At 61.3% G+C, this 24,425-nt stretch carries 30 protein-coding genes and 1 riboswitch; of the genes, 13 read left to right on the top strand and 17 right to left on the bottom strand.

The genetic code is table 11. The annotated features are described in order from the left end of the window. Positions 1-69 precede the first annotated feature (69 nt). Complete coding sequence (locus HX805_RS19255) at positions 70-777, top strand: NUDIX hydrolase (RefSeq protein ID WP_177117198.1); 708 nt, start codon at positions 70-72, stop codon at positions 775-777. Positions 778-940: 163 nt separating this feature from the next. Here HX805_RS19255 and HX805_RS19250 read toward each other — a convergent pair whose 3' ends face one another. Both HX805_RS19250 and HX805_RS19245 read right to left on the bottom strand, forming a co-directional pair. Further along, positions 941-1,714: an L-iditol 2-dehydrogenase gene (locus HX805_RS19250; protein ID WP_177117197.1), complete on the bottom strand. Its 774-nt coding sequence runs from the start codon at positions 1,712-1,714 to the stop codon at positions 941-943. Positions 1,715-1,736: 22 nt separating this feature from the next. After that, positions 1,737-3,047, bottom strand: coding sequence for a sugar ABC transporter substrate-binding protein (locus HX805_RS19245; RefSeq protein WP_177117196.1), 1,311 nt, complete (start codon positions 3,045-3,047; stop codon positions 1,737-1,739). A 214-nt stretch (positions 3,048-3,261) separates the two neighbouring features. On the opposite strand from HX805_RS19245, the gene HX805_RS19240 reads away from it, so the two are divergent. Further along, on the top strand, positions 3,262-4,209 hold the full coding sequence (locus HX805_RS19240) for an AraC family transcriptional regulator (RefSeq protein WP_177117195.1): 948 nt from the start codon (positions 3,262-3,264) through the stop codon (positions 4,207-4,209). Here the strand turns inward: HX805_RS19240 and HX805_RS19235 are convergent. Further along, positions 4,179-4,988: an aminoglycoside phosphotransferase family protein gene (locus HX805_RS19235; protein WP_177117194.1), complete on the bottom strand. Its 810-nt coding sequence runs from the start codon at positions 4,986-4,988 to the stop codon at positions 4,179-4,181. The two genes, HX805_RS19240 and HX805_RS19235, sit on opposite strands and share 31 nt — an antisense overlap. Before the next feature lie 224 nt (positions 4,989-5,212). Here HX805_RS19235 and HX805_RS19230 point away from each other — a divergent pair, with 224 nt between their 5' ends. Both HX805_RS19230 and HX805_RS19225 read left to right on the top strand, forming a co-directional pair. Next, a complete protein-coding gene (locus HX805_RS19230; RefSeq protein ID WP_032899590.1) occupies positions 5,213-6,169 on the top strand; it encodes a nucleoside-specific channel-forming protein Tsx in 957 nt (318 codons plus the stop codon). A 20-nt stretch (positions 6,170-6,189) separates the two neighbouring features. Continuing rightward, positions 6,190-7,227 (top strand): purine nucleoside permease, encoded by a 1,038-nt coding sequence (locus tag HX805_RS19225; RefSeq protein WP_177117193.1) that lies wholly within the window; start codon positions 6,190-6,192, stop codon positions 7,225-7,227. Positions 7,228-7,369: 142 nt separating this feature from the next. Here HX805_RS19225 and HX805_RS19220 read toward each other — a convergent pair whose 3' ends face one another. The 3 genes from HX805_RS19220 to HX805_RS19210 form a co-directional block, all read right to left on the bottom strand. Then, on the bottom strand, positions 7,370-8,329 hold the full coding sequence (locus HX805_RS19220; RefSeq protein ID WP_102369314.1) for a zinc-binding alcohol dehydrogenase family protein: 960 nt from the start codon (positions 8,327-8,329) through the stop codon (positions 7,370-7,372). A gap of 30 nt (positions 8,330-8,359) precedes the next feature. Beyond that, positions 8,360-8,533, bottom strand: a complete 174-nt coding sequence (locus HX805_RS19215) for a DUF1427 family protein (RefSeq protein ID WP_003208108.1) — start codon at positions 8,531-8,533, stop codon at positions 8,360-8,362. 89 nt (positions 8,534-8,622) lie between these two features. After that, entirely contained in the window at positions 8,623-9,387 is a 765-nt protein-coding gene (locus tag HX805_RS19210; RefSeq protein WP_102369315.1) for a helix-turn-helix domain-containing protein, read from the bottom strand. A 116-nt stretch (positions 9,388-9,503) separates the two neighbouring features. On the opposite strand from HX805_RS19210, the gene HX805_RS19205 reads away from it, so the two are divergent. Beyond that, the gene (locus HX805_RS19205; protein WP_017479865.1) at positions 9,504-9,746 is read left to right on the top strand and encodes a DUF6555 family protein; all 243 of its coding nucleotides are present in this window, start codon (positions 9,504-9,506) and stop codon (positions 9,744-9,746) included. A 118-nt stretch (positions 9,747-9,864) separates the two neighbouring features. On the opposite strand, the gene HX805_RS19200 is transcribed toward HX805_RS19205, so the two are convergent. The 3 genes from HX805_RS19200 to HX805_RS19190 all read right to left on the bottom strand — a co-directional run bounded on the left by HX805_RS19200 (position 9,865) and on the right by HX805_RS19190 (position 11,073). Further along, positions 9,865-10,035 carry a metallothionein gene (locus tag HX805_RS19200; protein WP_008437063.1) on the bottom strand — a complete coding sequence of 57 codons (171 nt, stop codon included), beginning with the start codon at positions 10,033-10,035 and terminating at the stop codon, positions 9,865-9,867. A gap of 92 nt (positions 10,036-10,127) precedes the next feature. Further along, positions 10,128-10,583, bottom strand: a complete 456-nt coding sequence (locus HX805_RS19195; RefSeq protein ID WP_003208100.1) for a DMT family transporter — start codon at positions 10,581-10,583, stop codon at positions 10,128-10,130. A 4-nt stretch (positions 10,584-10,587) separates the two neighbouring features. Continuing rightward, entirely contained in the window at positions 10,588-11,073 is a 486-nt protein-coding gene (locus tag HX805_RS19190) for a DMT family transporter (protein ID WP_008437061.1), read from the bottom strand. A gap of 118 nt (positions 11,074-11,191) precedes the next feature. Between HX805_RS19190 and HX805_RS19185 the strand changes: the two genes are divergently transcribed. The 3 genes from HX805_RS19185 (at position 11,192) to HX805_RS19175 (ending at position 13,008) form a co-directional block, all read left to right on the top strand. After that, positions 11,192-12,124, top strand: coding sequence for a LysR family transcriptional regulator (locus tag HX805_RS19185; protein ID WP_102604793.1), 933 nt, complete (start codon positions 11,192-11,194; stop codon positions 12,122-12,124). 138 nt (positions 12,125-12,262) lie between these two features. After that, a complete protein-coding gene (locus HX805_RS32415) occupies positions 12,263-12,634 on the top strand; it encodes a type II toxin-antitoxin system Phd/YefM family antitoxin (RefSeq protein WP_256348210.1) in 372 nt (123 codons plus the stop codon). Beyond that, positions 12,631-13,008 (top strand): type II toxin-antitoxin system VapC family toxin, encoded by a 378-nt coding sequence (locus HX805_RS19175; protein WP_003208092.1) that lies wholly within the window; start codon positions 12,631-12,633, stop codon positions 13,006-13,008. The genes HX805_RS32415 and HX805_RS19175 overlap by 4 nt, the downstream gene beginning before the upstream one ends. Positions 13,009-13,018: 10 nt before the next feature. Here HX805_RS19175 and HX805_RS19170 read toward each other — a convergent pair whose 3' ends face one another. Then, the gene (locus tag HX805_RS19170) at positions 13,019-14,338 is read right to left on the bottom strand and encodes an Nramp family divalent metal transporter (protein ID WP_087694160.1); all 1,320 of its coding nucleotides are present in this window, start codon (positions 14,336-14,338) and stop codon (positions 13,019-13,021) included. A gap of 41 nt (positions 14,339-14,379) precedes the next feature. After that, positions 14,380-15,933 (bottom strand): DUF726 domain-containing protein, encoded by a 1,554-nt coding sequence (locus tag HX805_RS19165; RefSeq protein WP_177117192.1) that lies wholly within the window; start codon positions 15,931-15,933, stop codon positions 14,380-14,382. 181 nt (positions 15,934-16,114) lie between these two features. Here HX805_RS19165 and HX805_RS19160 point away from each other — a divergent pair, with 181 nt between their 5' ends. Continuing rightward, positions 16,115-16,516 (top strand): RidA family protein, encoded by a 402-nt coding sequence (locus HX805_RS19160; protein WP_003208087.1) that lies wholly within the window; start codon positions 16,115-16,117, stop codon positions 16,514-16,516. On the opposite strand, the gene HX805_RS19155 is transcribed toward HX805_RS19160, so the two are convergent. The 3 genes from HX805_RS19155 to HX805_RS19145 all read right to left on the bottom strand — a co-directional run bounded on the left by HX805_RS19155 (position 16,506) and on the right by HX805_RS19145 (position 18,181). Then, positions 16,506-17,402 (bottom strand): LysR family transcriptional regulator, encoded by an 897-nt coding sequence (locus tag HX805_RS19155; protein WP_256579493.1) that lies wholly within the window; start codon positions 17,400-17,402, stop codon positions 16,506-16,508. The genes HX805_RS19160 and HX805_RS19155 overlap by 11 nt on opposite strands. A gap of 115 nt (positions 17,403-17,517) precedes the next feature. Further along, positions 17,518-17,823 carry an XRE family transcriptional regulator gene (locus tag HX805_RS19150; RefSeq protein WP_003208085.1) on the bottom strand — a complete coding sequence of 102 codons (306 nt, stop codon included), beginning with the start codon at positions 17,821-17,823 and terminating at the stop codon, positions 17,518-17,520. After that, positions 17,816-18,181, bottom strand: coding sequence for a type II toxin-antitoxin system RelE/ParE family toxin (locus tag HX805_RS19145; RefSeq protein WP_003208083.1), 366 nt, complete (start codon positions 18,179-18,181; stop codon positions 17,816-17,818). The genes HX805_RS19150 and HX805_RS19145 overlap by 8 nt, the downstream gene beginning before the upstream one ends. A 359-nt stretch (positions 18,182-18,540) precedes the next feature. Between HX805_RS19145 and HX805_RS19140 the strand changes: the two genes are divergently transcribed. Both HX805_RS19140 and HX805_RS19135 read left to right on the top strand, forming a co-directional pair. Beyond that, on the top strand, positions 18,541-20,349 hold the full coding sequence (locus HX805_RS19140; protein ID WP_102604789.1) for a monovalent cation:proton antiporter-2 (CPA2) family protein: 1,809 nt from the start codon (positions 18,541-18,543) through the stop codon (positions 20,347-20,349). A gap of 72 nt (positions 20,350-20,421) precedes the next feature. Further along, positions 20,422-21,000, top strand: coding sequence for a hypothetical protein (locus HX805_RS19135; protein WP_003208079.1), 579 nt, complete (start codon positions 20,422-20,424; stop codon positions 20,998-21,000). Positions 21,001-21,145: 145 nt separating this feature from the next. Here HX805_RS19135 and HX805_RS19130 read toward each other — a convergent pair whose 3' ends face one another. From HX805_RS19130 to HX805_RS19120, 3 genes are read right to left on the bottom strand one after another with little or no spacing between them, the layout of a single operon-like run. Further along, complete coding sequence (locus tag HX805_RS19130) at positions 21,146-21,865, bottom strand: alpha/beta hydrolase (protein ID WP_087694209.1); 720 nt, start codon at positions 21,863-21,865, stop codon at positions 21,146-21,148. Positions 21,866-21,877: 12 nt separating this feature from the next. After that, positions 21,878-22,633: a precorrin-6A synthase (deacetylating) gene (gene cobF, locus HX805_RS19125; protein WP_003208076.1), complete on the bottom strand. Its 756-nt coding sequence runs from the start codon at positions 22,631-22,633 to the stop codon at positions 21,878-21,880. Between the two features lie 58 nt (positions 22,634-22,691). Further along, positions 22,692-23,255 carry a histidine phosphatase family protein gene (locus HX805_RS19120; RefSeq protein WP_003208075.1) on the bottom strand — a complete coding sequence of 188 codons (564 nt, stop codon included), beginning with the start codon at positions 23,253-23,255 and terminating at the stop codon, positions 22,692-22,694. A gap of 27 nt (positions 23,256-23,282) precedes the next feature. Then, positions 23,283-23,422: riboswitch (cobalamin riboswitch) on the top strand. 31 nt (positions 23,423-23,453) lie between these two features. On the opposite strand from HX805_RS19120, the gene HX805_RS19115 reads away from it, so the two are divergent. Beyond that, on the top strand, positions 23,454-23,666 hold the full coding sequence (locus HX805_RS19115; protein ID WP_003208073.1) for a CbtB domain-containing protein: 213 nt from the start codon (positions 23,454-23,456) through the stop codon (positions 23,664-23,666). Between the two features lie 15 nt (positions 23,667-23,681). Next, positions 23,682-24,410 (top strand): CbtA family protein, encoded by a 729-nt coding sequence (locus HX805_RS19110; protein WP_032899583.1) that lies wholly within the window; start codon positions 23,682-23,684, stop codon positions 24,408-24,410. Positions 24,411-24,425: the final 15 nt, after the last annotated feature.

Raw genomic sequence — 24,425 nt, 5'->3', positions numbered from 1 at the left:
TGGATCAAGTACACGACGTACCCGTTTGATCCGTTAGACTGTGCCCCACCGCTGCCCACAGGACCCGACATGCCAGACCACGCCCCAACCCTTAGCGCCTACCTGCACACCGTGGACTTGTGCGTGCTGTTCTATTGCCGTGCATCCGGGGAACTGAAGATATTGCTCAACCAGCGCGACGCCGAGCCCTTCGCCGGGCACTGGGCCTTGCCCGGTGTAGTGGTGAATGGCGGCGTGCAAGATCTGAGCCTGCAGGATGCCGTGGAGCGGTTGCGGGCCAGTGACAAGGTTGGGTTGCCGCTGGCCTGGTATGAGCAAGTGGGGACGGTGGGCGATGCGTTTCGCGATCCGCGCTGCTGGTCGTCGTCGACCTATTACCTGGCGATCGTGGCTGATGAGGTGGAGCTGGGGGGGCATCAAAAGTGGTGCTCTGTTGATGCCGTGGCGACTGGCGGGGTCAAGCTGCCCTTCGATCACAACGCGATTGTGGCAGCGGTACAGGAAAGGCTGTTTTCCAAGTCGCTGTACAGCAGCTTGCCATTGATGTTTTTGGGCAATGAGTTCAGTGCGCCGGAGGCGACTACGATCTTTTCGCTGGTATTGGCGCGGCCGGTGCTGAAGACCAGTATTCGCCAGCGGTTGCTGAAGTTGACCGAGACCGGTTTTTTGCGGGAGACGGGGCGCAAGAAGCATGGCGAGGGCGGACGGCCGCAGGCGACAGTGGAGAATCTGAAGCCTGGGGCGGTGTACTTCTTTGATCGCAGCTTTGCCGAATAAGACCAAGCCCCCTTTTCAGGACAATGAAGATCAACTGTGGGAGCGGGCTTGCTCGCGAATGCGGAGTGTCAGTCGCCGGATAGATTGACTGATACACCGCTTTCGCGAGCAAGCCCGCTCCCACCTTTTTTGATCTGCGATGGTTCGAGGAGCTGCGTCCCGCTCAATTCATCCAGTTGCCGCCGTCGACGTTGTAGGTCTGGGCAACCACGTAGTCGGCTTCTTTGGACGCGAGGAAAACCGCCATTCCGGTCAAATCCTCGGCAGTCCCCATCCGCCCAAACGGTACCTCTGCTCCTACGCGCTTTTTCTTCTCGCCCAGCGGTAGCCCTTCGTGCTTGGCAAACATCGCGTCCACCCCGTCCCAATGCTCGCCGTCCACCACTCCCGGCGCGATGGCGTTCACGTTGATGCCCTGCTTGATCAGATTCAGTCCCGCCGATTGCGTGAGGCTGATCACCGCCGCCTTGGTCGCGCAGTACACCGCCACCAGAGGCTCACCCCGGCGCCCGGCCTGGCTGGCCATGTTGATGATCTTGCCGCCATGCCCCTGCTTGATCATCTGCCGGGCCGCCGCCTGCAAGGTGAACAACGTACCGGCGACGTTGATCGAGAACAGCCGGTCGAAGCTCTCGCGGGTGATGTCGGTGATGGGCGCCAGGTCGAACAAGGCGGCGTTGTTGATCAGGATGTCGAGCTTGCCGGCCTGCGCCACCACGGCGGCAATCGCGGCATCGATGGACGCCTGGTCGGTGACATCCATCGCCACCGCGTAGGCTTTCGGGCCCAGCTCCGTGGCGGTGGCCTGCGCCCGCTCCAGGTTGATGTCGGCGATGGCGACGGTCGCGCCTTCGTTGATGTAGGCCTGGGCAAACGCCCGGCCAATGCCCCGCGCGCTGCCGGTGACCAGCGCACTTTTACCTTCCAGTCGTTTCATCAATGCAGTGTCCCTGAGGTGATTATTTCGGGTAGCCGGCGCGTTTCATTTCACGCTCGGTGGTGGACTGCGCCTCGGCCAGTGCCTTGTCGACCGTCATGCCGCCGGTGAGCGCTGCCGAAAACAGCTTGCCCACCGAGGTGCCGATGGCCTGGAACTCGGGGATCGTCACGTATTGGATGCCCACGTACGGCACGGGTTTGGCCGACGGGTGCGCGGGGTCGGCGTGTTGCATCATCTGCAAGATCACCTTGGCGAACGGCGCTGCGGCCAGGTACGCCGCGTTGTAGGTGGACTGGCGCGTGCCCGGCGGTACGTTGGTGATGCCGTCCTTATCCGCTACCAGCTGGATGTATTCCTTGGAGGTGGCCCAGGTGATGAAGGCCTTGGCGGCATCCTTGTGTTTGGAGGTGGCCGGGATTGCCAGGGACCAGGCGTACAGCCACGACGAACCCTTGTCGGTGACCTCGGTCGGTGCGGCGGCAAAACCCACGCTGTCGGCGACTTTGCTTTGGGTTTTGTCGGTGGTGAACGAGCCGGCAACGCTGGCGTCGACCCAGATCGCGCATTTGCCGCTGTTGAACAGCGCCAGGGTTTCATTGAAACCGTTGCTGGAGACGCCCGGCGGGCCATAGTTTTTCAGGGTGTTGACGTAGAAGTTCGCCGCCGCCGTCCACTCGGGACTGGTCAGCTCGGGTTTCCATTGTTCGTCGAACCAGCGCGCACCAAAGGCGTTGGCCATGGTGCTCAGCAACGCGATGTTTTCACCCCAGCCGGCCTTGCCCCGCAGGCACATGCCGTATTGGTCCTTGGCGGGCTGGTTGAGCTTGGCGGCGAACTCGCCCAGCTGGGTCCAGGTCGGATGCTCGGGCATCGCCAGGCCGGCCTGCTTGAACAGGTCGGTGCGGTAATAAGTGACGGTGCTTTCGCCATAGAACGGCAAGGCGTAGAGGGTGTTGTTCACCGACAGGCTCTGGCGTACCGCGGGGAAGATGTCTTCCACGTCGTAGTCGGCGGGCAGCGGCGTGATCGGTTCCAGCCAGTGCTTGGCGCCCCACAACGGGGTTTCGTAGGTGCCGATGGTCAGTACGTCGAATTGGCCGCCCTGGGTCGCGATGTCGGTGGTGAGGCGTTGGCGCAGGACGTTTTCTTCGAGCACCACCCAATTGAGTTTCACCTCGGGGTGCTGCTCTTCGAACACCTTGGACAGGCGCTGCATGCGGATCATGTCGCTGTTGTTGACCGTGGCGATGGTCACGGTTTCGGCAGCATGGGCGGCCATCGCGAGCGTGAGGCCGGAGAGCAGGAACAGCGCTTTCGGAATCTTGAGCATGGCGGTTTCCACTTATTGTTTTTGTTGTTGACGGCCCGATTACAGCAGCTTGCCCAACGCCGGACAAACGACTGGCGGATGCCCGGCTGATACTTTTTTAACCGCATCGCCAAGATCAAAAAAGTATCAGTGGCGGGCAAAACCCGGGGTAGCGGCTACTTGGACAAAGGGCGTATTTTGGTGCCATTCCAAAAAGCCCAGAAGGGCCAAGCCCATGCCTGCAAGCCGATCCGCCCTTTTCGAGCAGCGCCCCGCCGAGCTGGAAGTGATTCTGGCCGAGCCCGAGCATGGCTTTCGCTGGTACGAACATGACTATCCGTTCGAGCTGGCCCGCTGGAACCATCACCCCGAATTTGAAATCCACCTGATCCGCCAGGGCAGCGGCAAGCTCGTGGCGGGCGACTATATCGGTGCGTTTGGCGCCGGCCATGTCGCACTGATCGGCCCCGACCTGCCCCACGACTGGATCGGCGACCTGACCCCCGGCGAGTACCTGACGGGGCGCGATGTGGTGTTGCAGTTCGACGGCGCCGCATTGCTGGCCCTGCGCACCACGCTGCCTGAGCTGGGCGACCTGCAAGGCCTGTTTGACCGGGCCCGGCGCGGCCTGGAATTCACCGGTGAAACCGCCCTGAAGGCTGCGCACCTGCTGGAGGCCATCGGCCCCGCCGAGGGCCTGGCGCGCCTGATTCTGTTCATCCAGTTACTGCATACCTTGGGGCAGGCACCCTCCGGGGAAGCCCATTGCCTGGCCAGTGCCTGCTACACGCCAAGCCTGGATGCGCGCAGCTCGGAGCGTATCCACAAGGCCTTCGAATACCTGATGACGGAATTGACCGGCGACCTGCGGCTGTCGGTGATCGCCCAACGGCTGGACATGAGCGAACCGGGCTTCTCGCGTTTTTTCAAGCGCGTCACCGGTCACGGCTTTATCGACCTGATGCGCAAGTTCCGGGTGCAGCGCGCCTGCCGCCTGTTGCTGCAAAGCGAGATGTCAGTGGCCGATATCTGCTTTGAAGTGGGCTACGCCAACCTCTCCAACTTCAACCGGCACTTTCGCATCGAGATGAACCAGACGCCCAGCGAATATCGCCGGGAAACCGCGATGTACCTGTTTAACCGCAATGGTGATCAGGCGCTGCCGTTTACCAAGGCGCATTGAGCCAGGCGTGCCACTTCCAGCTCCCCATCGGCGCGGTGTCGCTGGTCATCCTCCAGAAACCACGCCGCCGACAAACCGGCGTGCGCCACCACCCATTGCAACAGGCGCTGGCGCTCCAGGCCCGCAGCCCCGGCGATGGTCTCGACCTGGCGTGTAAATCGCGCCGGATCGGTGCAAGTGGGCAAATCCGGATTGCAGATCAAATTCGCGTAGTCATAGCCACGCTCGCCGGCCACCCGCTTGGGATCAATCGCCAGCCAGCCCCGGGGGCCGAAATCGAGGATGTTGTCGTGGTGCACATCACCGTGCAGCACCACCGGTTCCTGAGGTGACGCCAGCAGGCTGCGCGCCGTGGCGGCACACTCGCGTATCCGCCCGCCTTTACCCTCAGCGGCGAGCCACAGGGAGCGGAACCAGAGCTCCAATGAGTGCAAGCCCGCCGGTGGCGACGGGCGCGGCGCATGCAACAACGCCACGGTGGCGCAGGCAATGCGGCTGGCTTCATCGTCCTGGCCGTTGAGGGCCATGTGCATCAGCGAACCCGGGCCGGTTGCGCGCTCCATCACCACGGCATCGCCGTCATGGAAAAACACGCGGGCGGCGCCCTTGCCGGCCCACCAAGTCATCAATTCGCCGCCGAGCTTTTCCTCGGGCTCGCGGGCGATCTTGAGCATCGCCGGCTGCCCGTCCCAGCGCACCGGCAGCAGGTCGCTGCCGGGGGTGATGATGGCGTCACCCTCGGGTGTCAGGTTCCAGCGTTTCAAATAGTGATCGAACATCGGGCGACTCCCAGTGCGAGGTCCTGCAGGATGCCACACACGCCTTTACCCGGTCCGTTACGTTTCTGACCAAAAGGCCGACTATTTCCCACTTTTCTCAATTCCTTCATGCAATTGACACAAATTGGTACAACCTGTGCAAACGTTTGCGGAACGAACTTGGCAACCAGGTTCACCTCAACCCGAAGAATCGGGCCCCAACCGCGTACGAACAGGGATTTTCAATGCAACCCACTTCCAGACGATCCGCGTCGGCTACCCCTTTTGCTGTTTCCCTGCTACTGGCTGCCGTTACGGGAGTACTCAGCGGACCCATTTTGGCGCAGGAAAAACCCACCGATGACTCAGCACAGGGCGAAGCCCTGGCCCCGGAAGCCAGCCCGTCGAAAAAAGGCGTGTACCTGTCGGACTGGTTCAACCAGGACCTGACGGTGATCGGCAGCAAAGACATCAGCTTCGGCCCCAAACCCGCCGATGACGTGTACCTGGAGTACGAATACTTCGGCCGCAAGGGCCCGTTCGAACTGTATGGCTACGTCGACATCCCGAAGATCTTCGGGATCGGCAACAGCAATGACAAAGGCGCGTGGGACCACGGCTCGCCGGTGTTCATGGAGCACGAACCGCGCATCTCCATCGACTACCTGGCCGGTCGCAGCCTGGCCATCGGCCCGTTCAAGGAATGGTATGTGGCGTTCGACTGGATCTACGACCACGGCAGCAACAAGGACAACCGTGCCAACACCTTGTACAGCGGCCTGGGCACCGACATCGAGACCCACTCGCGGGTCAACCTGTCGGCCAACTTCTATGGCCGTTACCAGTGGGAAAACTACGGCGCCAGCAACGAATACTCATGGGACGGCTACCGTGCGCAGATGAAATACATCGTGCCCATCGGCAGCTTCGACAATGGTGCGTCGCTGACCTATATCGGCTTCACCAACTACGATTTCGGCTCGGATCTGCACAAAGACAACCCCGCGCGCACCGCCAACTCCCTGGTTGCAACAAACGTGCTGTTGTATTCGTTCACTCACCTGCGTTTCACCCTGGTAGGCCGTTACTTCCACAACGGCGGCAACTGGGAAGACGGCAGCGAGCTGAACTTTGGCGACGGCAATTTCCGCGCTCGCTCCAACGGCTGGGGTTACTACGCCGGTGTTGGCTATCAATTCTGAGTGTGAACAAGGAGCAGTAGATGAAGACCTTTACCCGCCTTTCAATCGCCATCGGCCTGGCCGCCGGGGCGCTGTTGCCGCAGGTCGTGCTGGCCGATGCACCGGCCCCGATCAAGCCCAAGGTGATGCTGATCACCATGTTCGCCCCCGAGGCGCAGAACTGGATCGACCGCCTGGAGCTCAAGCAGGAAGTACGCGTGCCGGGCTTGTCGGCCGAGTATCCGGTGATTCGCTGCAACACTCAGGACGTGTGCCTGCTGGTCACCGGCATGGGCCAGACCAACGCCGCCGCCTCGACCCTGGCACTGGCGTTGTCGCCCAAGTTCGACCTGCGCCAGAGCTACTTCCTGATCGCCGGGATTGCCGGGATCAACCCACACCACGGCACCATCGGCACCGCCGCGTGGGCGCATTACCTGGTGGAATTCGGTACCCAGTGGGAACTGGATTCACGGGACGCGCCGAAGGACTGGCCGACCGGCTATATCGGCATCAATACCAAGGGGCCGAACGAGAAGCCGCCGCTGGACTACAAGACCGAAGTGTTCGAGCTCAATCCCAAGCTGCAAGCCAAGGCGTTTGCGCTGTCGCAAAAAGTCGAGCTCAGTGAAAGCAAGGAGTCCACGGCCTGGCGCAAACACTATCCGTACGCGCCGGCCAATCAGCCGCCGCAGGTCACCCGGTGCGACACCCTGGCGGGCAATACCTGGTTCTCCGGGACGCGCCTGAGTGAGCGCGCCGAGGTCTGGACCAAATTGCTGACGGACAATAAAGGCGTGTACTGCACCACCCAGCAGGAAGACAACTCCACCTATGAAGCGTTGCTGCGGGCCAGCCGTGAAGGGTTGGTGGATATCAATCGCCTGGCGGTGGTGCGGGCCGGTTCCGACTTTGATCGGCCGTACCCGGGCTACAGCGAAGTGGACAACCTGCTGAAGTATGCGGACCAGGGCGGATTTGTGCCGGCGCTGGAGAACCTGTATCGCACCGGTAATCCGCTGGTGCAGGCAATTCTGAAGAACTGGTCGGCGTGGGAAAAAGGCGTTCCCGAAGCCTGAACAAAGATCAAATGTGGGAGCGGGCTTACTCGCGAAAGCGGTGGATCAGTGCCGAATGTATTGGCTGACACACCGTATTCGCGAGCAAGCCCGCTCCCACACAAGCCCGTTCCCACACAAGCCCGCGCCCACAATAAGCGGGTCAGGGCAGGAAGATAATCTTGTCGGCACTGCCCTGGTTCACTTGCTCAAAGCACTTCACACCGTCGGCCAGCGACACTTCCCGCAAACCGGTCGGCAGCGGCAACAAGTCCTCATCGAAGAACCGCCCGAACTGCTCCAGCATCACGGCGCATTGCTCGCAGTTGTAGAGCAGCGAATTGATCCCCACCACCGAACCACCCTTGCGATACAACGCCAGGGCCGGCAGTTGCACGTGCCCGTCCACCGGCGCGGCGATGATCGCGATACGGCCAAAAGGCGCCAGCGCCGCCACCGCTGCCGGCAACCAGAAGCCGGTGGTGTCAAAGATCACATCGGCGCCCGTACCGAACAGCGCATTGACCTGCCCTCCCAGCGCTTCCGGCTGGCCCAGTAACAGCCCCTCGAAACCCTGCTCGCGCAAGGCCTCGACCTGTTCCGGCCGACGCACGGCCCCGAGCACCTGGGCCCCACGAATCTTCGCCAGGGCCAACGCCGCGCTGCCTACAGCCCCATTGGCACCAATCACCAATAAGCGAGTGCCTTTGCCGACACCGCTGCGCTCAAGGGCATCCCACGCCGTGGTGTACGGTACGCCGAGGCTGGCGGCCTGGGCAAAGCTCAGATGGCTGGGCTTGTGCGCCACGCCCTTGGCCGACACGGTGAGGTACTGGGCGTGGGAACCGTCAGCGAAAAAACCCAGGTCGCGACCGGTGCCCCAGACCTCCTGGCCAACGAGTTCCTGCGGACCTTCCACCACCACCCCGGCAAAATCACGGCCGGGAATGCGTGGCAACGTGGTGTAGGGGAAACGCCCGAGCACGTTCTTCACGTCGCTGGGGTTCAGCCCGGCAGCCTTGATCTGCACCAGGACTTCACCGGCCGCCGGCACCGGCGTGGCGACGTCGACGTAAGCAAGGGCAGCGAGATCGCCGGTGGCGGAAAATTGCAGTGCTTTCATGACCAATATCCATCCAGGTTAAAAAGGGTTTCAGGAGAACCAGGCGCTGACCATTTGCCGGCCCATGGGCCAGAGCTTCTCGCCCATCAGCATGCCCATCAGCCCGATCAGGGCGATGGCAGGAGGCGCAGGCGAGCGAAAGTCCAGGGCACCGTAAATCACGCCGACCAACAGGCCGATGGCCAAGGAAATCAGGTAATTCATGGAACACTCCGCAGCAAGGGTTGAGGCGGTCAGTGTAGAGGGCCTGAAACCGAAGCATCGGCCAAGTGCTTCAGGATTTCGGCCAAGCCTCAGACGGGATACTGCGACGGCGCCATCCCCAGTTCACGGCGAAACATGTCGCTGAAACTGCTCGGCGAATAACCCAGGGAACGGGCGATCGCGCTGACCGACTGGCCCTGGATCAACTCGGCCACGGCGGTGGCCAACTGCACCTGGCGGCGCCACTCGGCAAAGCCCATGCCCAGGCTGTTCTGGAACAGCCGGGCCAGGGTGCGTACGCTGGCGCCGGCGGCTTCGGCGTGCTGTTCAAAGGGAATGTCCAGGGACGGTGACGCCATCACCGCCTGGCAGGCGCTGGTCAGGCGTCGGTCGGCGCCCACGGGCAAGGCGATGCGGATCGGCGAGCGCCGGGCCCGTTGCAATTCCAGCAGGGCCAGGCCGACCACGGCTTCGTAATAGGCCTGGTCCCCCTTGTCGCCCTGCTCCACCAGCGCCACGATCAGTTCGCGCAGCAGCCCGCCGACCTCGATCACTTGCACCTGGCTGTCCAGGGTCGCTGCCAGCGCCGGGCGCAGGTAAATGTTGCGCATCTGCAAGTCCGACACCACGCGAATCCCATGCTCGACACCCGGCGGCAGCCACACCGCGCGCTGGGGCGGCACCACCAGCGCTTCCCGGGGTGTCTCGACCCACATCACGCCGCTCATGGCATACAGCAACTGGCCCCAATCGTGTTGATGGGGCTCGACATACAACCCACGCGGATAGGTGCGCGCCAAGGGTTGCACGGGGACGGCGTGATCACTGAGGTCGGGAGGCGCGGCAAGGGCCATGGAAGACACATCGTTCAAGGATGGAACGCCATGATAAGACGTGAACCGGACAATCCGAGTGAATTTTTACTGCCTGCGCAGGGTCACTTAAAGACACAAGGAGGGTTTACGGATCCATGACTAACGCAAAACTTTTCGTGATCGACTACACGCTGCATGGCCAGCCCAAGTCATTCATCATCCGCCTGGAAAAACTCGACAACGCCGAAGCCTGGCATTGGGCGAGCTGCGACGCCGGCGTAGGCCGCATCGGGCGCTTTGCCCGTGAGCAGGTGAAGAAGACGAGCCAGCCCCAGGCCGAGAAATTCGGCATCGAAAACGTGCAATGGCGCCGCTCGGATGCGCGCCCCACTGCCTGAAACCTGCAGGAGCGAGCTTGCTCGCGAAGGTCGTTAACGATGACACGGGGCACCTGGTGCCCCGCGTCGCTCTCGGGTGTTTCGCGAGCAAGCTCGCTCCTACAGGAGGCAGCCGGCGTTAGCCGTGCGCCGACTTGGCACACTCGCACCCGGTCGCCGAAGCACAAGGCTCGCCATGGGCATGATGCTCGGCGCAGCCTTGGCAGCAATAGCCCTTGCCATCCTTCATCACCGCGTTTTTCCCCAACTGGCAGTTGCAGTGGGGGCAGGCACATGTTTTCTCTTGCATGGTCAGACTCCTTTTTCGTGGTCGTCCAGGTGCGGCGAACGCCGACACCTCAAGCAATGACTATAGGCAACGATTCAAGGTTCAAAGGCCCGTCAGTCAGCCCGACGAGCGTTGCTGCGGTACATGAACACCAGGGCCAGCGCAAGGCACAGCATCGCCACGATGCGGCTCCCGGACAGTTCGATCGCCGGGTTGCCGAGCCAGCCGAAGTTATCGATCAGCATGCCCATGCCCAGCTGCCCGACAATCACCGCCACCGTCGCCACTGCCGTGCCGACAATCGGGACCGCGCCGACCATCACCATCATGTACACCACCCCGAACAACGCCCCGGTCAGTTGCCACTTCGGCACGTCCAGCAGGCTGACCGCGTGGGCGGGCTCAAAGAACAGAATCAGCAACCCGGTACTGATCGCGCCCACGACAAAGGTCAGCAGGCTGCTGCGCAATACGCCCACCGCCTGCCCGAGGCGGCCATTGATGGCGGCCTGCACACTCAATACCGCACCGGCGGCCACTACCAATACCAACAACAGAATCAGGTTCATCGCCTTAACCTCGCGCAATCAGAACAAGTGCAACCACGATCAACGCCAATGCAATCCAGCGCTCCACGTTGACCCGCTTGCGGGCAGTGCCAAACCAGCCGAAGTGGTCGATCAGCACGCTCTTGCCCACCTGGCCCGACAAGATCGCAATCATGGTCATCGCGATCCCGATATGCGGTGTCGCCAGGGTCAGCACCACCACGTACATCGGCCCCAGGAAGCCACCGATCAATTGCCAGCGCGGCAGGTCGGTCAACGCCGGGCCCTTTTGCGGGCCGCTGAACAGCAACAGCAAAAACAGGATCGCCGAGCCGACGCCGAAGATACTCAAGGTCGCCCACAAGTGGCCGACCTGCACACCCAGCGGGCCCAGCAAGCCGGCCTCCACCGACAAGCCCATGCCGGCGAAGATCACCAGCGGCAATAGCAACAACCGAAGAAACGTCTTGGGCTTGGCCTGAGCCACACCCGCCACTGAAGAAGCCTGCATACATCACCTGCGCGTTAGAGAGAGGAACAATGGCGCGTATTATCCGGTGGCACTGCTGTGCGATAAATGGGAGCATGCCGACAACACCTTTGCGCAATACGCACAACATGGAGTGATGATGCAGGGTTTGAACGAACTGAGCTTCAAGGCGCTTCGCCTGTTTGTCGCGGTACTGGACTACGGCAGCTTTTCCGAAGTCGCACGCCGTGAAGGCCTGGCGCCCTCCTCCATTTCCCGGCAGATCCAGTTGATGGAGCAGGCCCTGGGCCAACAGTTGCTGTACCGCCATACCCGTGCGGTCAGCCCTACCGAAGCCGGTCGCCTGCTGGGCCGGCATGCGCGATTGATGCTGGAGCAACTGGAAGCCGCCGGCCAGGCGTTGCAGGAACAGGAAAGCGAACCCAGCGGCCTGGTGCGCATCAATGCGCCGATGGTGTTTGGCCAACGCCACCTCTCGCCGTGGCTTGGGGAGCTGTGTCGGCGTTACCCAAAGCTGCAACTGGATATCCAGCAAACCGACACCTACGTCGACCCGTTGCAAGACGGCACAGACCTGCTGTTTCGCATCGGCGTGCTGAACGATTCCGGCATGCAGGCGCGAATCTTCGCCCCCCAGCGCTTTCGTCTCGCTGCCAGCCCCGGCTATCTGGAGCGTTTCGGTACGCCCCGGCATCCGGACGAACTGGTGAACCACCAGTGCCTGGCCTACAAGGGCGTCACCGGCCAGCAGCGCTGGTTCTTCCGCCGCGACCAGGGCGACTGGACGTCCTACAGCGTCAAGGGCCCGATCACCGGCAACCACGCCGACACCCTGACCCACGCTGCCGAACAAGGCCTGGGGCTGGTGGTGTTCCCGTCATGGTTGATCGGTGAAGGCCTGCGCGCCGGCACGCTGCAGGCGGTGCTCAGCGACTATGAAGTGGCGACGACCCTGGAGCCGCAACAGATTGCTGCGCTGTGGCCGGGTAGCCGGCGGCTGTCGTTGAAGGTGCGGACCGTGATTGATTACTTCGTCGAGTGTTTTGGGGCAGTGCCTTACTGGGACCGTTGAGCAACTGTGGGAAACTATTCGGCCCGCACTGTCGGGAAAAATCCCCCATCAAGTAAGTCCGATCTGATTTTCCACAACACGGGTCAAAAACCGCTTGCACTCGGGCAGACTTCGAGGAATTCCTTCAGGAGAGACGTCATGGATGCCAGTCATTACCCGCTCGGAAACCTGCAATCGTCCCCGCAAAAATCACCTTCCGCCAGCAGTCGGTTGATCTTTGCCTGCTTACGAAATTTTGGCTATATTTGGCCAAAACCTCGAGAAGACCAAATGATTACCGTACCGTTGGGTGAAGCAAAAAATAATTTATCAAAACTGGTCGATGATGCCGCCGCCGGCCAAATCATCACCATAGCCAAGCATGGGCGCGCGATGGCTCGCCTTGTTCCTGTCGGGAAACCGACAGGCCGGCGAATCGGCGCGATGAAGGGCAAACTGGTGGTGCCGGATGACTTCGATGCGCCATTGCCAGACGACATGCTGGATGCGTTTGAGGGAAACCACCCATGAGAATACTGCTGGATACCCACATCCTGCTTTGGGCCCTGAGCGATGATCCAAAACTGCCAGCGAAGGCCAGAAAACTGATCGAGAACGCGGCTGAAATTTACGTCAGTGCCGCCACATTCTGGGAGCTGGCGATAAAGGTCGGGCTCGGGAAGCTCAACGTAAACCTGGACGAAATTCGCGAATACTGCCTGGAAAGCGGCTACGTGGAACTGCCCATCACCTCGGAGCACGCCATCGCGGTCAAGGACCTTGAACACCATCACAGGGACCCGTTTGATCGGCTCATCATTGCAACGGCTATCATTGAGCCGATGAAGTTAGTGACAGCCGACCCGATGGTGGCGAAATACACATCATTGGCCGTTTTGACTTAATTCACTTCGCTCAAAACAACCACTGCCCGATCAGCCAGGCATTCGCCCCGCTGATCACCACAAACAAGCTCCAGGCCAGCAGCCGCGTAGGCAAGCTGTTGACGAACGGCCCCATCAGGCGCTTGTCACCCGTCATGCGGATCAGCGGAAACAACGCAAACGGCAACTGCAGGCTCAACACCACCTGGCTGAGGATCAGCAGCTTGCCGATGGCATCATCCCCCATCAGCCACACCCCGAGGAACGCCGGGATCAGCGCCAGGCCACGGGTGATCAGGCGTCGCTGCCAGCAGGGAATGCGCAGGTTGAGGTAGCCTTCCATGATCACTTGCCCGGCAATGGTGCCGGTGAACGTGGAGCTCTGGCCCGAAGCCAACAGCGCAACACCGAACAGCACGCTGGCGAACGCGCCACCCACCAGCGGGTCGAGCAAGTGATAGGCGTCCTGGATTTCCACCACATCAGTGTGGCCGGTCTGGTGAAACGCGGCGGCGGCCAGTATCAGGATTGCCGCGTTGACCAGCAGTGCCAGGGACAGGGAACCGATGGTATCGATACGCGCCAGTTTCACCGCGTCCTGGCGGCTGGCCAGGTCCTTGCCGACCAGCCGGGTTTGCACAATGGAGCTGTGCAGGTAGAGGTTATGGGGCATCACCGTGGCCCCCAGTATGCCAATGGCCAGGTACAACGGTGCGGCATCACTGATGGCGGACAACGACGGGGTGAAACCACGAAACACGTCGGGCCAGTAAGGCTTGATCAGCACCAGCTCGATGAAGAAACACACGCCGATGGTCGCCACCAGTGCCAGCATGATCGCTTCCAGCCGGCGGAAGCCTCGATTTTGCAGGGCCAGGATCAGCAAGGTATCGAAGGCAGTGATGACAATCCCGGTGGTCAGCGACACGCCCAGCAACAGGTGAAACGCCAGGGCGCAGCCGAGGACTTCGGCGAGGTCGGTGGCGATGATCGAGATTTCCGCGAGGATCCACTGCACGAACGACGAGCGCCGGCTGTAGCGCTCGCGGCTCAGTTGCGCCAGGTCCTTGCCGGTGGCGATGCCCAGCCGTGAGCACAGGCACTGCACCGCCATCCCCGCCAGGCTCGCCAGCAGCACCACGAACAACAGGTTGTAGCCGTAGCGCGATCCGGCCTCGATGGCGGTGGCCCAGTTGCCCGGGTCCATGTAGCCGATGGAGATCAGCAAGCCGGGGCCGGCAAACATCAGCGCACGTTTGAAAAACGAGGCACGGGGATCAACGACGATGGAGCCGGCGACTTCCGGCGGGCAGAACGGGGCGGTAGCGATTTTGGGCAGGCTGAATTTCACGCGGGGTACCAGGCTTTCACACAAGACGTGAACGCAGCTTATCAGTCAGACGCAACGGTACGCATCACCGTCTCCCGGGGCAGATCAAATGCCTCTACCACCTGGACCACCAGATCCATCTCCTGGTTCAGCGCTTCACGCTCCAGGCGTTCGCGAATCACCCCGATCACCAGCACCGCCAGGGTGGTGATGGAATACGCGGGCCCGGAAAACGCCCGCACGCCGGTCACCAGCAGCATCGCCGCCGCGAGCGCCTGCCCCACCACCGGAATGGCCGTGGCCGCGCCCCGGCGCAGGATAAACCCGGTCAACCCGGCCAGCGCGGTCCCGCTGAGGGCAGTGGTGGCTGAGCGCCCGACATCGAAACGATTGAAAAAACCCTGTTCCTTTTGTGCCGCAGCCTTCAACTCTGCCTCGAACACTTGGCGATCAGCCTGGCTGAGCTTGTCCTTGTATTGCTCGATCAGCCGTTCGGCAACCTGCAGTTCCAGATCAGCAAGGGCCACTTTCTCGATCGGTTGATCAAACTTGATACCCACCCGCTGCGCCACGTCCTGGGCGATTTCGCGATAGCTCACGCCATGACCACGGGCCAGGTTCATAAAGGTGTCGCCGCCCATGCGCTGCAACTCGATGGCCAGCTTCAAGGGCTCGCGCACGGTGGCGTCGATAGAGGCACTGCGCTTTTGCGCCATCAGCTCGGCGAAAAACTGCAACTCCTCCGGCCGCGCCTGCACCAGCAGCGGGAACAGCTCGACATCCTCTTCGGCAAAGCGCACTTCGCTGCTGCGTTGATCGGCGCGGATCATGCCCCGGCGTTCCTGCAGCAGGTCGGTGTACTGCACCACCGTCTTCAGTTGCGGCCAATACGCGGCGTGGTCGAACGTGGCCAGGTGCACGTTGGCGACCTTGGCCTTGAGCGCCGGTGTCAGCGGGATCGCATAACGACCGATGCAGCGCTCGGTGTCCGGCTTGAGCGCCAGCGCCCAATCCTTGCTCGAGTGGCAGTTGATCACCCGACCGCTGAGCGGCGCCGAGACCAGGTCCCAGGGGCTGGAGGTACAAATCGCACCGCCCATCAGCAGCAGGTTGTTCAGCGGCAACTCACGGGCCACCTCAGGGCTGGCCAGCAGGCTCTTGACCAGGATCCGCGCGCCCAGGGAGTGGCCGATCAGGTTGATCTGCCGCACCTTGATCGACTCGCCATGGAGGTAGTTGGCCAATTCGGGCAGCAGGTTTTTGGCGACCTCATCCACCCGCGCCTCGACGCTTTTGTAGTGGTCGAGGAAATAGGCAATCGCCTTGCCCACCCCGATGGTTGCGGCACCCAGGCTACCGCCACCCAACATCGAGGTAATCACATCCTTGAACGGCGCAAACAGGTTTTCCAGGAAATGCCCTGCCGGCCAGAACAGCATCAGGTTGGTGGAGCCTTCGATGGTTGCCAGTTGCCGGGAGAAACTACCCAGTTGTTGCTGGTTGAAGAACGCCGAATAACCATGCACGTAGAGATTGAGCACATCCCCCTGGGGCTCGCCACACAACACAAACGTGGGCTTGCGGGTGCGGTGCATTTCATCCCACTGGTGTTGCATGTGACGGTGACTCCTGGCGACGACGGAGGGCGATAGTAACAAAGGGCGGGCTACGGGAACGTGAAAAACTGATACTCGGACTATCCACATCCCTGCACAGTGATGACAAGAAACGCGGATTTTGTTCGCAGATTCAGTCCATTAACCTTTGTCGGGTCAACCACTGAAACCGAGGAACACCATGAGCAAGCCCGAGTTTTTCATCACACCCGGTTACGGCGACATTGCACGCGAGACCCTGCATTACACCCAGGCGGTCAAAATCGGCAACCGCGTCGAAACCTCGGGCCAGGGCGGCTGGGATGACGAGTTCCAGATTCCCGAATCCCTCACCGACGAGATCGCCCTGGCCTTTCAAAACCTCGAACGCACCCTGGCGGCAGCCGGCGCCGGCTGGGAGCATGTGGTACACGTCAATTCCTACCACGTGGGAGGTTTCCCGCCGGAGGTGAACGAGCAGATGGTCAAGTGGTACCGCCATTACATGCCCAATCACGCCCCCATCTGGACTGAGCTGGGAGTAGAAGCCCTGGGGCTGCCGGCAATGCGCATTGAAATCCGCGTGACAGCGATTATTGCCTGACGCCGAACCGCTCGATCACCCAGTCGATAAACACCTTCAGCCGGGCGTTCTGATGGCGATTGGGTGGATAGATGACGTGCAACGGCGTGGCGGGCCGGGTCCAGTCTTCGAGTACCGGGACTAACTGGCCTGCCTCGACGTAGTAGTCAACGATGGTCTTGAAATGCTGCCCGACGCCCAGGCCGGCGAGCAGCATTTCCTTGAGGCCGTTGCCTTCGTTGGTGGAAAACGCGCAGTTGCCTACCTCATACCGAGTCGCGCCCTTCTCGAAAATCAACGGCTCCGGCTTACCCGACCCGGCAAAGAAATACCCCGCCTTGAGGTGGTTCTTCTCGAGGTCCTCGGGAGACACGGGAGTACCCATGCGCTCCAGGTAGCCGGGGGCCGCGCAAGTGACGTACTCGAGGTCGACAACCTTGCGGGCGATCATTGCCATGTCATCGAGCTTGCCAGCGCGCAGCACGCAATCCACCCCCTCCCCCACGATATTCACGGCACGGTCGCTGATGCCCAGGGCGATAGTGATCTCAGGGTACTCACGATGAAAATCCACCAGCGCCGGAATCAGCAGGCAATTGGCAAAGGACGCCGGCGCATCCACTTTCAGGTGGCCGCCGGGCTTGAGCTTCTGCCCGCGCAGGGCATTGTCCAGTTCATCGAGTTCCGCCACCAGGCACAGCGCGTGGCTGTAGTACTCCAACCCCTCCGGCGTCGCCGCCAGCGCACGGGTGGTGCGATGCATCAACTTGACGCCAAGGTGCTTCTCCAGGTCCGTGATGAGTTTACTGACGGTGGAACGCGGCAGTGCCAACTGGTCGGACGCGCGGCTGAAGGAGCCGGTTTCGACGACACGGACGAAGGCACGCATGGCGAGGAGTTGGTTCACGTTGATGTCCGATGGGCGAGAATGGCGAGTATTGTCCATTAAGCTGCACAATGACGACAGGCATTCAGCGAACAGAAAACCCGGCGCATGGCCGGGCTTTGACGGAGCGGATGACTCAGTGGGCAAAGTTCTCGATCTTTACCTGGCCATCAGGAAACGTAGCGACAATCTCCAGTTCTCCTCCCATGGCGCGGATATAGTTACGCAGCGTGCTGATATACATGTCGGTACGCCGCTCCATTTTGGACACTGCCGCCTGATTGATATTCAGCGCCTTGGCCAGCGTATCCTGGCTCATCTGTTGCGCCTTGCGCAGTTCATGCAGGGGCATTTCTTTCAGGTGTTGCTGGAAGATGCGCTCTGCATCGGCCCGGGCTTGCGGTGTCATGCGAGCCTGCAGCTCACTGAATTTTTTAGCCATGGTGACGGCCCTCTTTAAGCAGTGTTTCCAAATGTTCGTCATACAACTTCTCAGCCAGCGGGACGTATTCGTCATACCAACGGCCTCGACCGGTTTTATCCCCGCCAATCAGCAACAAGGCACACCGGCGCGGATCAAATGCATACAGAACGCGGTAAGGCCGCCCGGCATGTTGCACCCGCAACTCTCGCAGGCAGCCATGCCTGGAGCCCTTGATGTCACTGCTGTGGGGGAAGCCAAGGCCTGGCCCCAGAAGGCCCAGTAAATCCACACTGGCCGATACTGAGGATTGCTCCTTTGCATCCAGACCGCCCCACCAGATTCCAAACTCGTCCGTGTATTCAACGTCCCAACTCATGCAAATATGCCATCCATGGAATATAAACTCAAGGGCATAACTGTAGGAGTTCCTGGCTTGTACAGGCTTCCGTCTGTCCCGGAAAAGTGTTTGTAGATTATTCCCGCACAATGCTCAGCCCATAAAAAACCACCCTTTCGCGCGGCTGAAGACACGACCATAGCGCCGGCACCACGGATGATCCCGACCGCCACGTGCATAAAACTCATTGAAATAAATGGTATTAATAGTTTGGAGAGTGCCGCGAAAGAACCGGACGACATCCAATGAACCCGGAGGCGAAGGCCTTGGGACCTGCAAAGCAAGCTCGCTCCTACAGTAAAACCTGTTGATTCAGCAAAACGATCCCGGAGTCCCCAATGCCCCATGAAGGCAACCTGTTACAAGCGGCCGTTGTATTCCTGCTCGCTGCCGTCCTGACCGTGCCCCTGGCCAAGCGCCTGCAACTGGGTGCCGTGCTGGGTTACTTGCTGGCCGGAGTGATCATCGGCCCATCGGTGCTGGGCCTGGTGGGCAACCCGCAAAGCGTCAGCCAGTTTTCCGAACTTGGGGTGGTATTGCTGCTGTTCATCATTGGCCTGGAGTTGTCACCGAAGCGTCTGTGGGTGATGCGCAAGGCAGTGTTCGGTGTAGGCCTGGCACAGGTGTTGCTGACGGGCACCGTGATCGGCGTGGTCGCGCTGTTCGTGTTTGGCCAATCATGGAACAGCGCGATTGTGCTGGGCCTTGGCCTGGCGCTTTCCTCCACCGCGTTTGGCCTGCAAAGCCTCGCCGAGCGCAAGGAACTCAACCAGCCCCACGGGCGACTGGCCTTTGCGATTCTGTTGTTCCAGGACATCGCCGCCATCCCGTTGATCGCCATGGTGCCGCTGCTCGCGGGCAGCGATCATCCCGCCACCACCTCCCAGGGCCTGCGACACGGCCTGGAAGTACTGGGCAGCATCGCCGTGGTGATCATCGGCGGGCGCTATCTGTTGCGGCCGGTGTTTCGCATTGTCGCCAAGACCGGCCTGCGGGAGGTCTCCACCGCCACCGCGTTGCTGGTGGTGATCGGCACCGCATGGCTGATGGAATTGGTGGGCGTGTCCATGGCCCTCGGCGCCTTCCTCGCCGGGTTGCTGCTGGCAGACTCCGAATACCGGCATGAGCTGGAATCGCAGATCGAACCGTTCAAGGGCCTGCTGCTGGGTCTGTTTTTTATCAGCGTGGGCATGGGCGCCAATATCAGCCTGCTGTTCAGCGCGCCGGTGATCGTGCTGGGGCTGACCCTGCTGCTGATCGCCATCAAGTTGCCGCTGCTGTTTTGCGTGGGTCGCCTGGCAGGCGGCCTGAACCCTGAAAGCGCGCTGCGCCTGGGCGTGGTGCTGGCAGCCGGTGGTGAGTTCGCATTCGTGGTGTTCAAGATCGGCCGCGACCAGGGCCTGTTCGAGCCGCACCTCTACGACATCCTGGTGCTGACCATCACCCTGTCCATGGCCGTGACGCCATTGCTGCTGTTGCTCTGCCCGAAGCTCTTCAAGCCCAAGGCCAAGCCGGTGGAAGTGCCCGAGGAATACCGTGCCATCGAAAGCGATGCGCCACGGGTGGTGATCGCCGGGATGGGCCGCATGGGGCAGATCGTGGCGCGGATCCTGCGGGCACAGAACATCTCGTTCATTGCCCTCGACACCTCGGTGGAAACCATCGAACTGACCCGCAGCTTCGGCGGCATGCCGGTGTTCTACGGCGACCCGCAGCGCCCGGAAATCCTTCACGCAGCGAAAGTCGACCAGGCCGAGTTTTTCGTGATCGCCATGGACGACCCCGAGATCAACATCAAGACCGCCGCGCTGGTGCGCAGCCTCTACCCGCACATGAAGATCATCGCCCGCGCCCGTAACCGCCAGCATGTGCACCGCCTGGTGGACCTCGACGCGTCACCGGTGCGCGAGACGTTTTACTCCAGCCTGGAAATGAGCCGCCGCACCCTGGTGGGCCTTGGCTTGACCCAGGCCCAGGCCGACGCGCGCATCAGCCGCTTCAAAAACCATGACCTGCAATTGCTGGCGGCCCAACACGCCGTGTATGACGACGCGGCCAAGGTGATGCAGTCTGCCCAGGAAGCCCGGACGGAACTGGCACGGCTGTTTGAGATGGACCGGATCGAGGAAGAGTCCGACAAGGTGTAGGGATGGAGATGAACGATCTTGCGAATTTTCTGACAGAATACGGCGCAATTTCGTTCATCCCTGGAGAGCTTCATGGCCACCCTCAGCAAGACCGCAGCCCTCTTGGCCCTCGCGCTGGCCGCCGGGTTCGGCGCCAGCCAAGTCCTCGCCGCCAGCAAGCCAGCGGCGCAGAAGACCGCCACCCAGACCATCTCCACCCTGGATGGCAAGTTCAGCTTCAACCTGCCCAAGTCCTACCTGGCCGACCCACTGCCGGCCGGTGATGCCGAGCACGGCACCGCAGGCGCCAGCGGCACGATGTACAGTGACCAGGCCACCAAAAGCGTGATCTTCGTCGTCGAAAAACCGAGTGTCGCCGGCCTGATCAAGGACAACGACCCGCAGTTCCTCGACGGTGCCGTGGCGGATTTCGTCAAGGAACAAAGCGCCGCCCTGCCGGACTTCAAGAAAGGCGCCGAGAAGAAACTCACCGTGAAAGGCCTGGCCCTGCGCCAGGTCGACAGCACCGCGACCATGGGCGGTGGCAAGACACTGAGCTCCACCTTCCTGACGGGTTCCGGCAGCCACCAATTGGTGGTGCAGGCCATTTCCCGGGCGGATGATGAAGCCGGTCATGCACTGTTGGTGAAGCAGATTATCGGCGGTAAATAACCGGTTTTATCTGGCAGTGAAAATCCAATGTGGGAGCGGGCTTGCTCGCGAATGCGGTGGGTCAGTTAATACATGTGCTGACTGCAACACCGTCTTCGCGAGCAAGCCCGCTCCCACATTTTTGATCGCGTTCACATCGCAGGATTCAACGCAGGCTCTTTTCCAGCCACTGCTTCAAGTCCAGCAACTCCGCCTCACCGACGGTATGAATCATCCCCGGGTAGCCGTGGAATTCCGGCGTGAGACCAATCCCCTGCAATACCTCGTTGGCCCGCGTTGCCGAGTAGTACGGCAGCGCTTGGTCCAGCGTCCCGTGACCGATGAAAATCGCCAGCTTGCCCAGTCGCGCATCCGGCTTGAGTTCGGCCTTGAGTACCGGCAGCAGGCTGCCGCTCAACGCCGCAATCCCGCGCAGGGTTTCGGGATGTCTTAACCCGACTTCATACGACATGATCGCACCCTGGCTGAACCCCACCAGAAACACCCGCTCAGGTTGGGTGTGGTACTTGGTGGTGGCCTGGGCGACGAAGGCTTCGATCAGCTTGGCGCTGCTCTGCAGGTCGGCGGTCTCGCCATCAAAATCGCCATCGCCCGGCTTCTTGCGAAACCAGCGATAACCACCGCCCTCCACCGGCATCGGTGCCCGTGCAGACAGGTAGGTCCAGGTCGACGGCAAGCGGTCCTTGAGCCCGAACAGGTCGGCCTCGTCACTGCCATAACCGTGCAGGAAGATCACCAGCGGCTCGTTGCGGGCATCACTTTGAGTCTGTTCCAGATAAGGCAGCGGCAGGTCGGTGTGCAATACGTCTTCGGCCTGTGCGGCGCCGGTAAACAGCGCTACCGTCAGGGCAATCAGTTTGAGCATGAGCATCAACCTCTAGGGTTTGCGCAACAAATAGGTATCCATGATCCAGCCATTGGCCTGGCGCGCCGCCTTGCGCACACGTTCAATCTCTTCGGCAACCTCGGCCACTTTGCCGCTGATCAGGATTTCATCCGGTGTGCCCAGGTAGGCGCCCCAGTAGATATCCAGGTCCTGATCGGCCACGGTGCGGTAGGAATCTTCGGCATCGAGCATGACAACCAGGGTGTCGGCATCACTCGCCTGCCCCGCCGCCAACCGGCGCCCGGTGGTGATTTCGATGGAGCGACCGATGCGGTTCAGCGGCACTTTGTGCTGCGCCGCCAACGCCTGGACGCTGGTGATCCCGGGGATCACTTCAAATTCGAATTCGCAGCTGCCGCTGGCGAGGATCGCCTGCAGGATACGAATGGTGCTGTCGTACAGTGCGGGATCGCCCCAGGCCAGGAATGCGCCCACTTCGCCGTCGGCCATTTCTTCATTGATCATCCGTTCGAAGGTCTGCTGCTTGTCGCGGTTCAGGTCCTTCACGGCGGTGGTGTAGTCGATATCGCCACGCACCCGCTCGGGGCAATCGGCCTCGACAAAGCGGTAGGCGTGATCGGTGATGTAGGTCTCGCAGATTTCCCGGCGCAGGTCGATCAGCTTGTCCTTGCTCTGGCCCTTGTCCATCAGGAAAAACACGTCGGTGCGGTTGAGCGCCTTGACCGCCTGCATCGTGATGTAGTCAGGGTTGCCGGCGCCAATGCCGATGATCAGGATGCGTTTCATGGGAAAGTCTTCATGGGTGGTCTCGGTGCGGGGAACGGATTTTGCCATGTTCGGGACGTCAGGCGTGAGTTTCCAGGCGCAGGCGCCAACGCCCATTGAAGCGCAACTCGGTGGATGACAGCGGTTCCACGTCGATCAGGTTGAACATGGCGGGTGGGCATTGCATGACATGCAGCAGCGCTGCGCGGATCACAAATGGATGCGTCACCGCCACGACATGCCCCGGGGATTGCTCGAGGGACTGCAACCACTGCCCTATCCGCTCACACAGTTGCACTACCGACTCGCCGCCGTGGGGCGCCGAGGTGCTGTCGGTCAACCAGGCCTGAAGCGCTTCGGGTTCGGCCTGCTGAACCTCCTCGATCGCCAACCCTTGCCAGCGGCCAAAATCACAATCGCGCAGGGCTGTTTCAACCAAAGCATCGTCGGCAAACAGCGCCGCCGTCTGCCGGGTCCGCGCCTCCGGGCCGCACAGCACCCGGGGTGCACGCTTGAAGCGTTGCCCCTGGGAAAGCGCCGCCTGCTGCCAGTCCATCTCCACCGACTCATCCAGCGCAAAGCGTGCCTGTTTCTGGGCACGGGTGCTGGCGTGGGCAACAAGGGTCAAACGGGTGGCCTGCATGACAAATCGCTCTGGTTTTAAGGTGCAGTCAGCGTAGACTTGCGAAGTTGTTTCAACATGTTTCAACTATTCTGCAACAGGAAGCCGGTTCAATGCCGGCGCGGTCGCGCCACTGTATTCGGCCTTTTAGCCGTAAGCCAGACCCTGTTTCAGCCAACTCGCTATCCATTTCGGGACGCGTCATCCCTGGAGGTTCTCATGGCTTATACCGCTGCAACTGGCTCCGACGTTTCAATACCGTCCATTCCCCTGGGCGAAATCCTGCCCTGGGCGATCTTCGGCGGCCTGCTGCTATTGCTCGCGATTTACTTCGTCGGCGCCGAGCAAGGCGCGACGGCCGTGTTCAAAGGCATGTACGTGCATGAGTTTGTGCATGACGGTCGCCACCTGCTGGGTTTCCCCTGCCATTGATTGGAGCGTGACGACATGACAGGGCATTTACTCGTTCGCGGGATGCTGGTGGGCCTGCTCGCGGGCATCCTGGCCTTCGGCTTCGCCAAGACTTTTGGTGAGCCGCAGATCGACAAGGCCATCGCCTTCGAAGATCAGATGGCACAGATGCACGGCGACGCGCCGGAAGAAGAACTGGTGAGCCGCGAAGTACAAAGTACCTTCGGCCTGTTCACCGGCGTGGTGGTGTACAGCGTCTCCCTGGGTGGCATTTTCGCCTTGGTGTTCGCCTACTCCCTGGGCCGCATCGGCAAGGTCGGCCCCCGTGGCTTGGCAGCGCTGCTGGCATTGGCGGCGTTTGTGACGATCATCGTGGTGCCGGGGCTGAAGTATCCGGCCAACCCGCCATCGGTGGGCGACCCGGCCACCATCGCGCAACGCACCAAGCTGTTCTTCCTGATGCTGCTGGTGTCGGTGGCGGCTGCGGTGATTGCGATCAACGCGGCGCGCAAGCTGATTGCCAGCCGTGGCCTATGGGCAGGCGCGATTCTCGGTGTGGCGCTGTATATCGTGATCGTGTCGGTGGCCGGCAGCTTGTTCCCGACCATCAACGAAGTGCCGGAACAGTTCTCGGCAGTGTTGCTGTGGAAATTCCGCGTGGCCTCCCTGGGGATTCAACTGGTGCTGTGGACCACCCTGGGCCTGGTGTTCGGCGCCGTGGCCGAGCGCAAGCTGAGCCAGCCTCAGGCGCGTCTCAATTCCTGACCGTACAGGTAGCCG

The sequence above is a fragment of the Pseudomonas sp. G5001 genome (assembly GCF_013385475.1).
GTDB lineage: Bacteria > Pseudomonadota > Gammaproteobacteria > Pseudomonadales > Pseudomonadaceae > Aquipseudomonas.
This window is presented reverse-complemented; position numbering and strand designations above follow the sequence as displayed.

Excerpts from the sequence above, each read along its gene's own strand:
- HX805_RS19120 (WP_003208075.1), bottom strand. The coding sequence starts at position 23,255 with ATGCAGGCCACCCGTTTGACCCTTGTTGCCCACGCCAGCACCCGTGCC.
- HX805_RS19235 (WP_177117194.1), bottom strand. The coding sequence starts at position 4,988 with ATGTTCGATCACTATTTGAAACGCTGGAACCTGACACCCGAGGGTGAC.
- HX805_RS19145 (WP_003208083.1), bottom strand. The coding sequence starts at position 18,181 with ATGAGTTGGGACGTTGAATACACGGACGAGTTTGGAATCTGGTGGGGC.
- HX805_RS19135 (WP_003208079.1), top strand. The coding sequence starts at position 20,422 with ATGGCCACCCTCAGCAAGACCGCAGCCCTCTTGGCCCTCGCGCTGGCC.
- HX805_RS19220 (WP_102369314.1), bottom strand. The coding sequence starts at position 8,329 with ATGAAAGCACTGCAATTTTCCGCCACCGGCGATCTCGCTGCCCTTGCT.
- HX805_RS19160 (WP_003208087.1), top strand. The coding sequence starts at position 16,115 with ATGAGCAAGCCCGAGTTTTTCATCACACCCGGTTACGGCGACATTGCA.
- HX805_RS19110 (WP_032899583.1), top strand. The coding sequence starts at position 23,682 with ATGACAGGGCATTTACTCGTTCGCGGGATGCTGGTGGGCCTGCTCGCG.
- HX805_RS19165 (WP_177117192.1), bottom strand. The coding sequence starts at position 15,933 with ATGCAACACCAGTGGGATGAAATGCACCGCACCCGCAAGCCCACGTTT.
- HX805_RS19195 (WP_003208100.1), bottom strand. The coding sequence starts at position 10,583 with ATGAACCTGATTCTGTTGTTGGTATTGGTAGTGGCCGCCGGTGCGGTA.
- HX805_RS19150 (WP_003208085.1), bottom strand. The coding sequence starts at position 17,823 with ATGGCTAAAAAATTCAGTGAGCTGCAGGCTCGCATGACACCGCAAGCC.
- HX805_RS19210 (WP_102369315.1), bottom strand. The coding sequence starts at position 9,387 with ATGGCCCTTGCCGCGCCTCCCGACCTCAGTGATCACGCCGTCCCCGTG.
- HX805_RS19255 (WP_177117198.1), top strand. The coding sequence starts at position 70 with ATGCCAGACCACGCCCCAACCCTTAGCGCCTACCTGCACACCGTGGAC.
- HX805_RS19115 (WP_003208073.1), top strand. The coding sequence starts at position 23,454 with ATGGCTTATACCGCTGCAACTGGCTCCGACGTTTCAATACCGTCCATT.
- HX805_RS19200 (WP_008437063.1), bottom strand. The coding sequence starts at position 10,035 with ATGCAAGAGAAAACATGTGCCTGCCCCCACTGCAACTGCCAGTTGGGG.
- HX805_RS19225 (WP_177117193.1), top strand. The coding sequence starts at position 6,190 with ATGAAGACCTTTACCCGCCTTTCAATCGCCATCGGCCTGGCCGCCGGG.
- HX805_RS19190 (WP_008437061.1), bottom strand. The coding sequence starts at position 11,073 with ATGCAGGCTTCTTCAGTGGCGGGTGTGGCTCAGGCCAAGCCCAAGACG.
- HX805_RS19240 (WP_177117195.1), top strand. The coding sequence starts at position 3,262 with ATGCCTGCAAGCCGATCCGCCCTTTTCGAGCAGCGCCCCGCCGAGCTG.
- cobF (WP_003208076.1), bottom strand. The coding sequence starts at position 22,633 with ATGAAACGCATCCTGATCATCGGCATTGGCGCCGGCAACCCTGACTAC.
- HX805_RS19175 (WP_003208092.1), top strand. The coding sequence starts at position 12,631 with ATGAGAATACTGCTGGATACCCACATCCTGCTTTGGGCCCTGAGCGAT.
- HX805_RS19185 (WP_102604793.1), top strand. The coding sequence starts at position 11,192 with ATGCAGGGTTTGAACGAACTGAGCTTCAAGGCGCTTCGCCTGTTTGTC.
- HX805_RS19130 (WP_087694209.1), bottom strand. The coding sequence starts at position 21,865 with ATGCTCAAACTGATTGCCCTGACGGTAGCGCTGTTTACCGGCGCCGCA.
- HX805_RS19215 (WP_003208108.1), bottom strand. The coding sequence starts at position 8,533 with ATGAATTACCTGATTTCCTTGGCCATCGGCCTGTTGGTCGGCGTGATT.
- HX805_RS19140 (WP_102604789.1), top strand. The coding sequence starts at position 18,541 with ATGCCCCATGAAGGCAACCTGTTACAAGCGGCCGTTGTATTCCTGCTC.
- HX805_RS19250 (WP_177117197.1), bottom strand. The coding sequence starts at position 1,714 with ATGAAACGACTGGAAGGTAAAAGTGCGCTGGTCACCGGCAGCGCGCGG.
- HX805_RS32415 (WP_256348210.1), top strand. The coding sequence starts at position 12,263 with ATGGATGCCAGTCATTACCCGCTCGGAAACCTGCAATCGTCCCCGCAA.
- HX805_RS19245 (WP_177117196.1), bottom strand. The coding sequence starts at position 3,047 with ATGCTCAAGATTCCGAAAGCGCTGTTCCTGCTCTCCGGCCTCACGCTC.
- HX805_RS19230 (WP_032899590.1), top strand. The coding sequence starts at position 5,213 with ATGCAACCCACTTCCAGACGATCCGCGTCGGCTACCCCTTTTGCTGTT.
- HX805_RS19205 (WP_017479865.1), top strand. The coding sequence starts at position 9,504 with ATGACTAACGCAAAACTTTTCGTGATCGACTACACGCTGCATGGCCAG.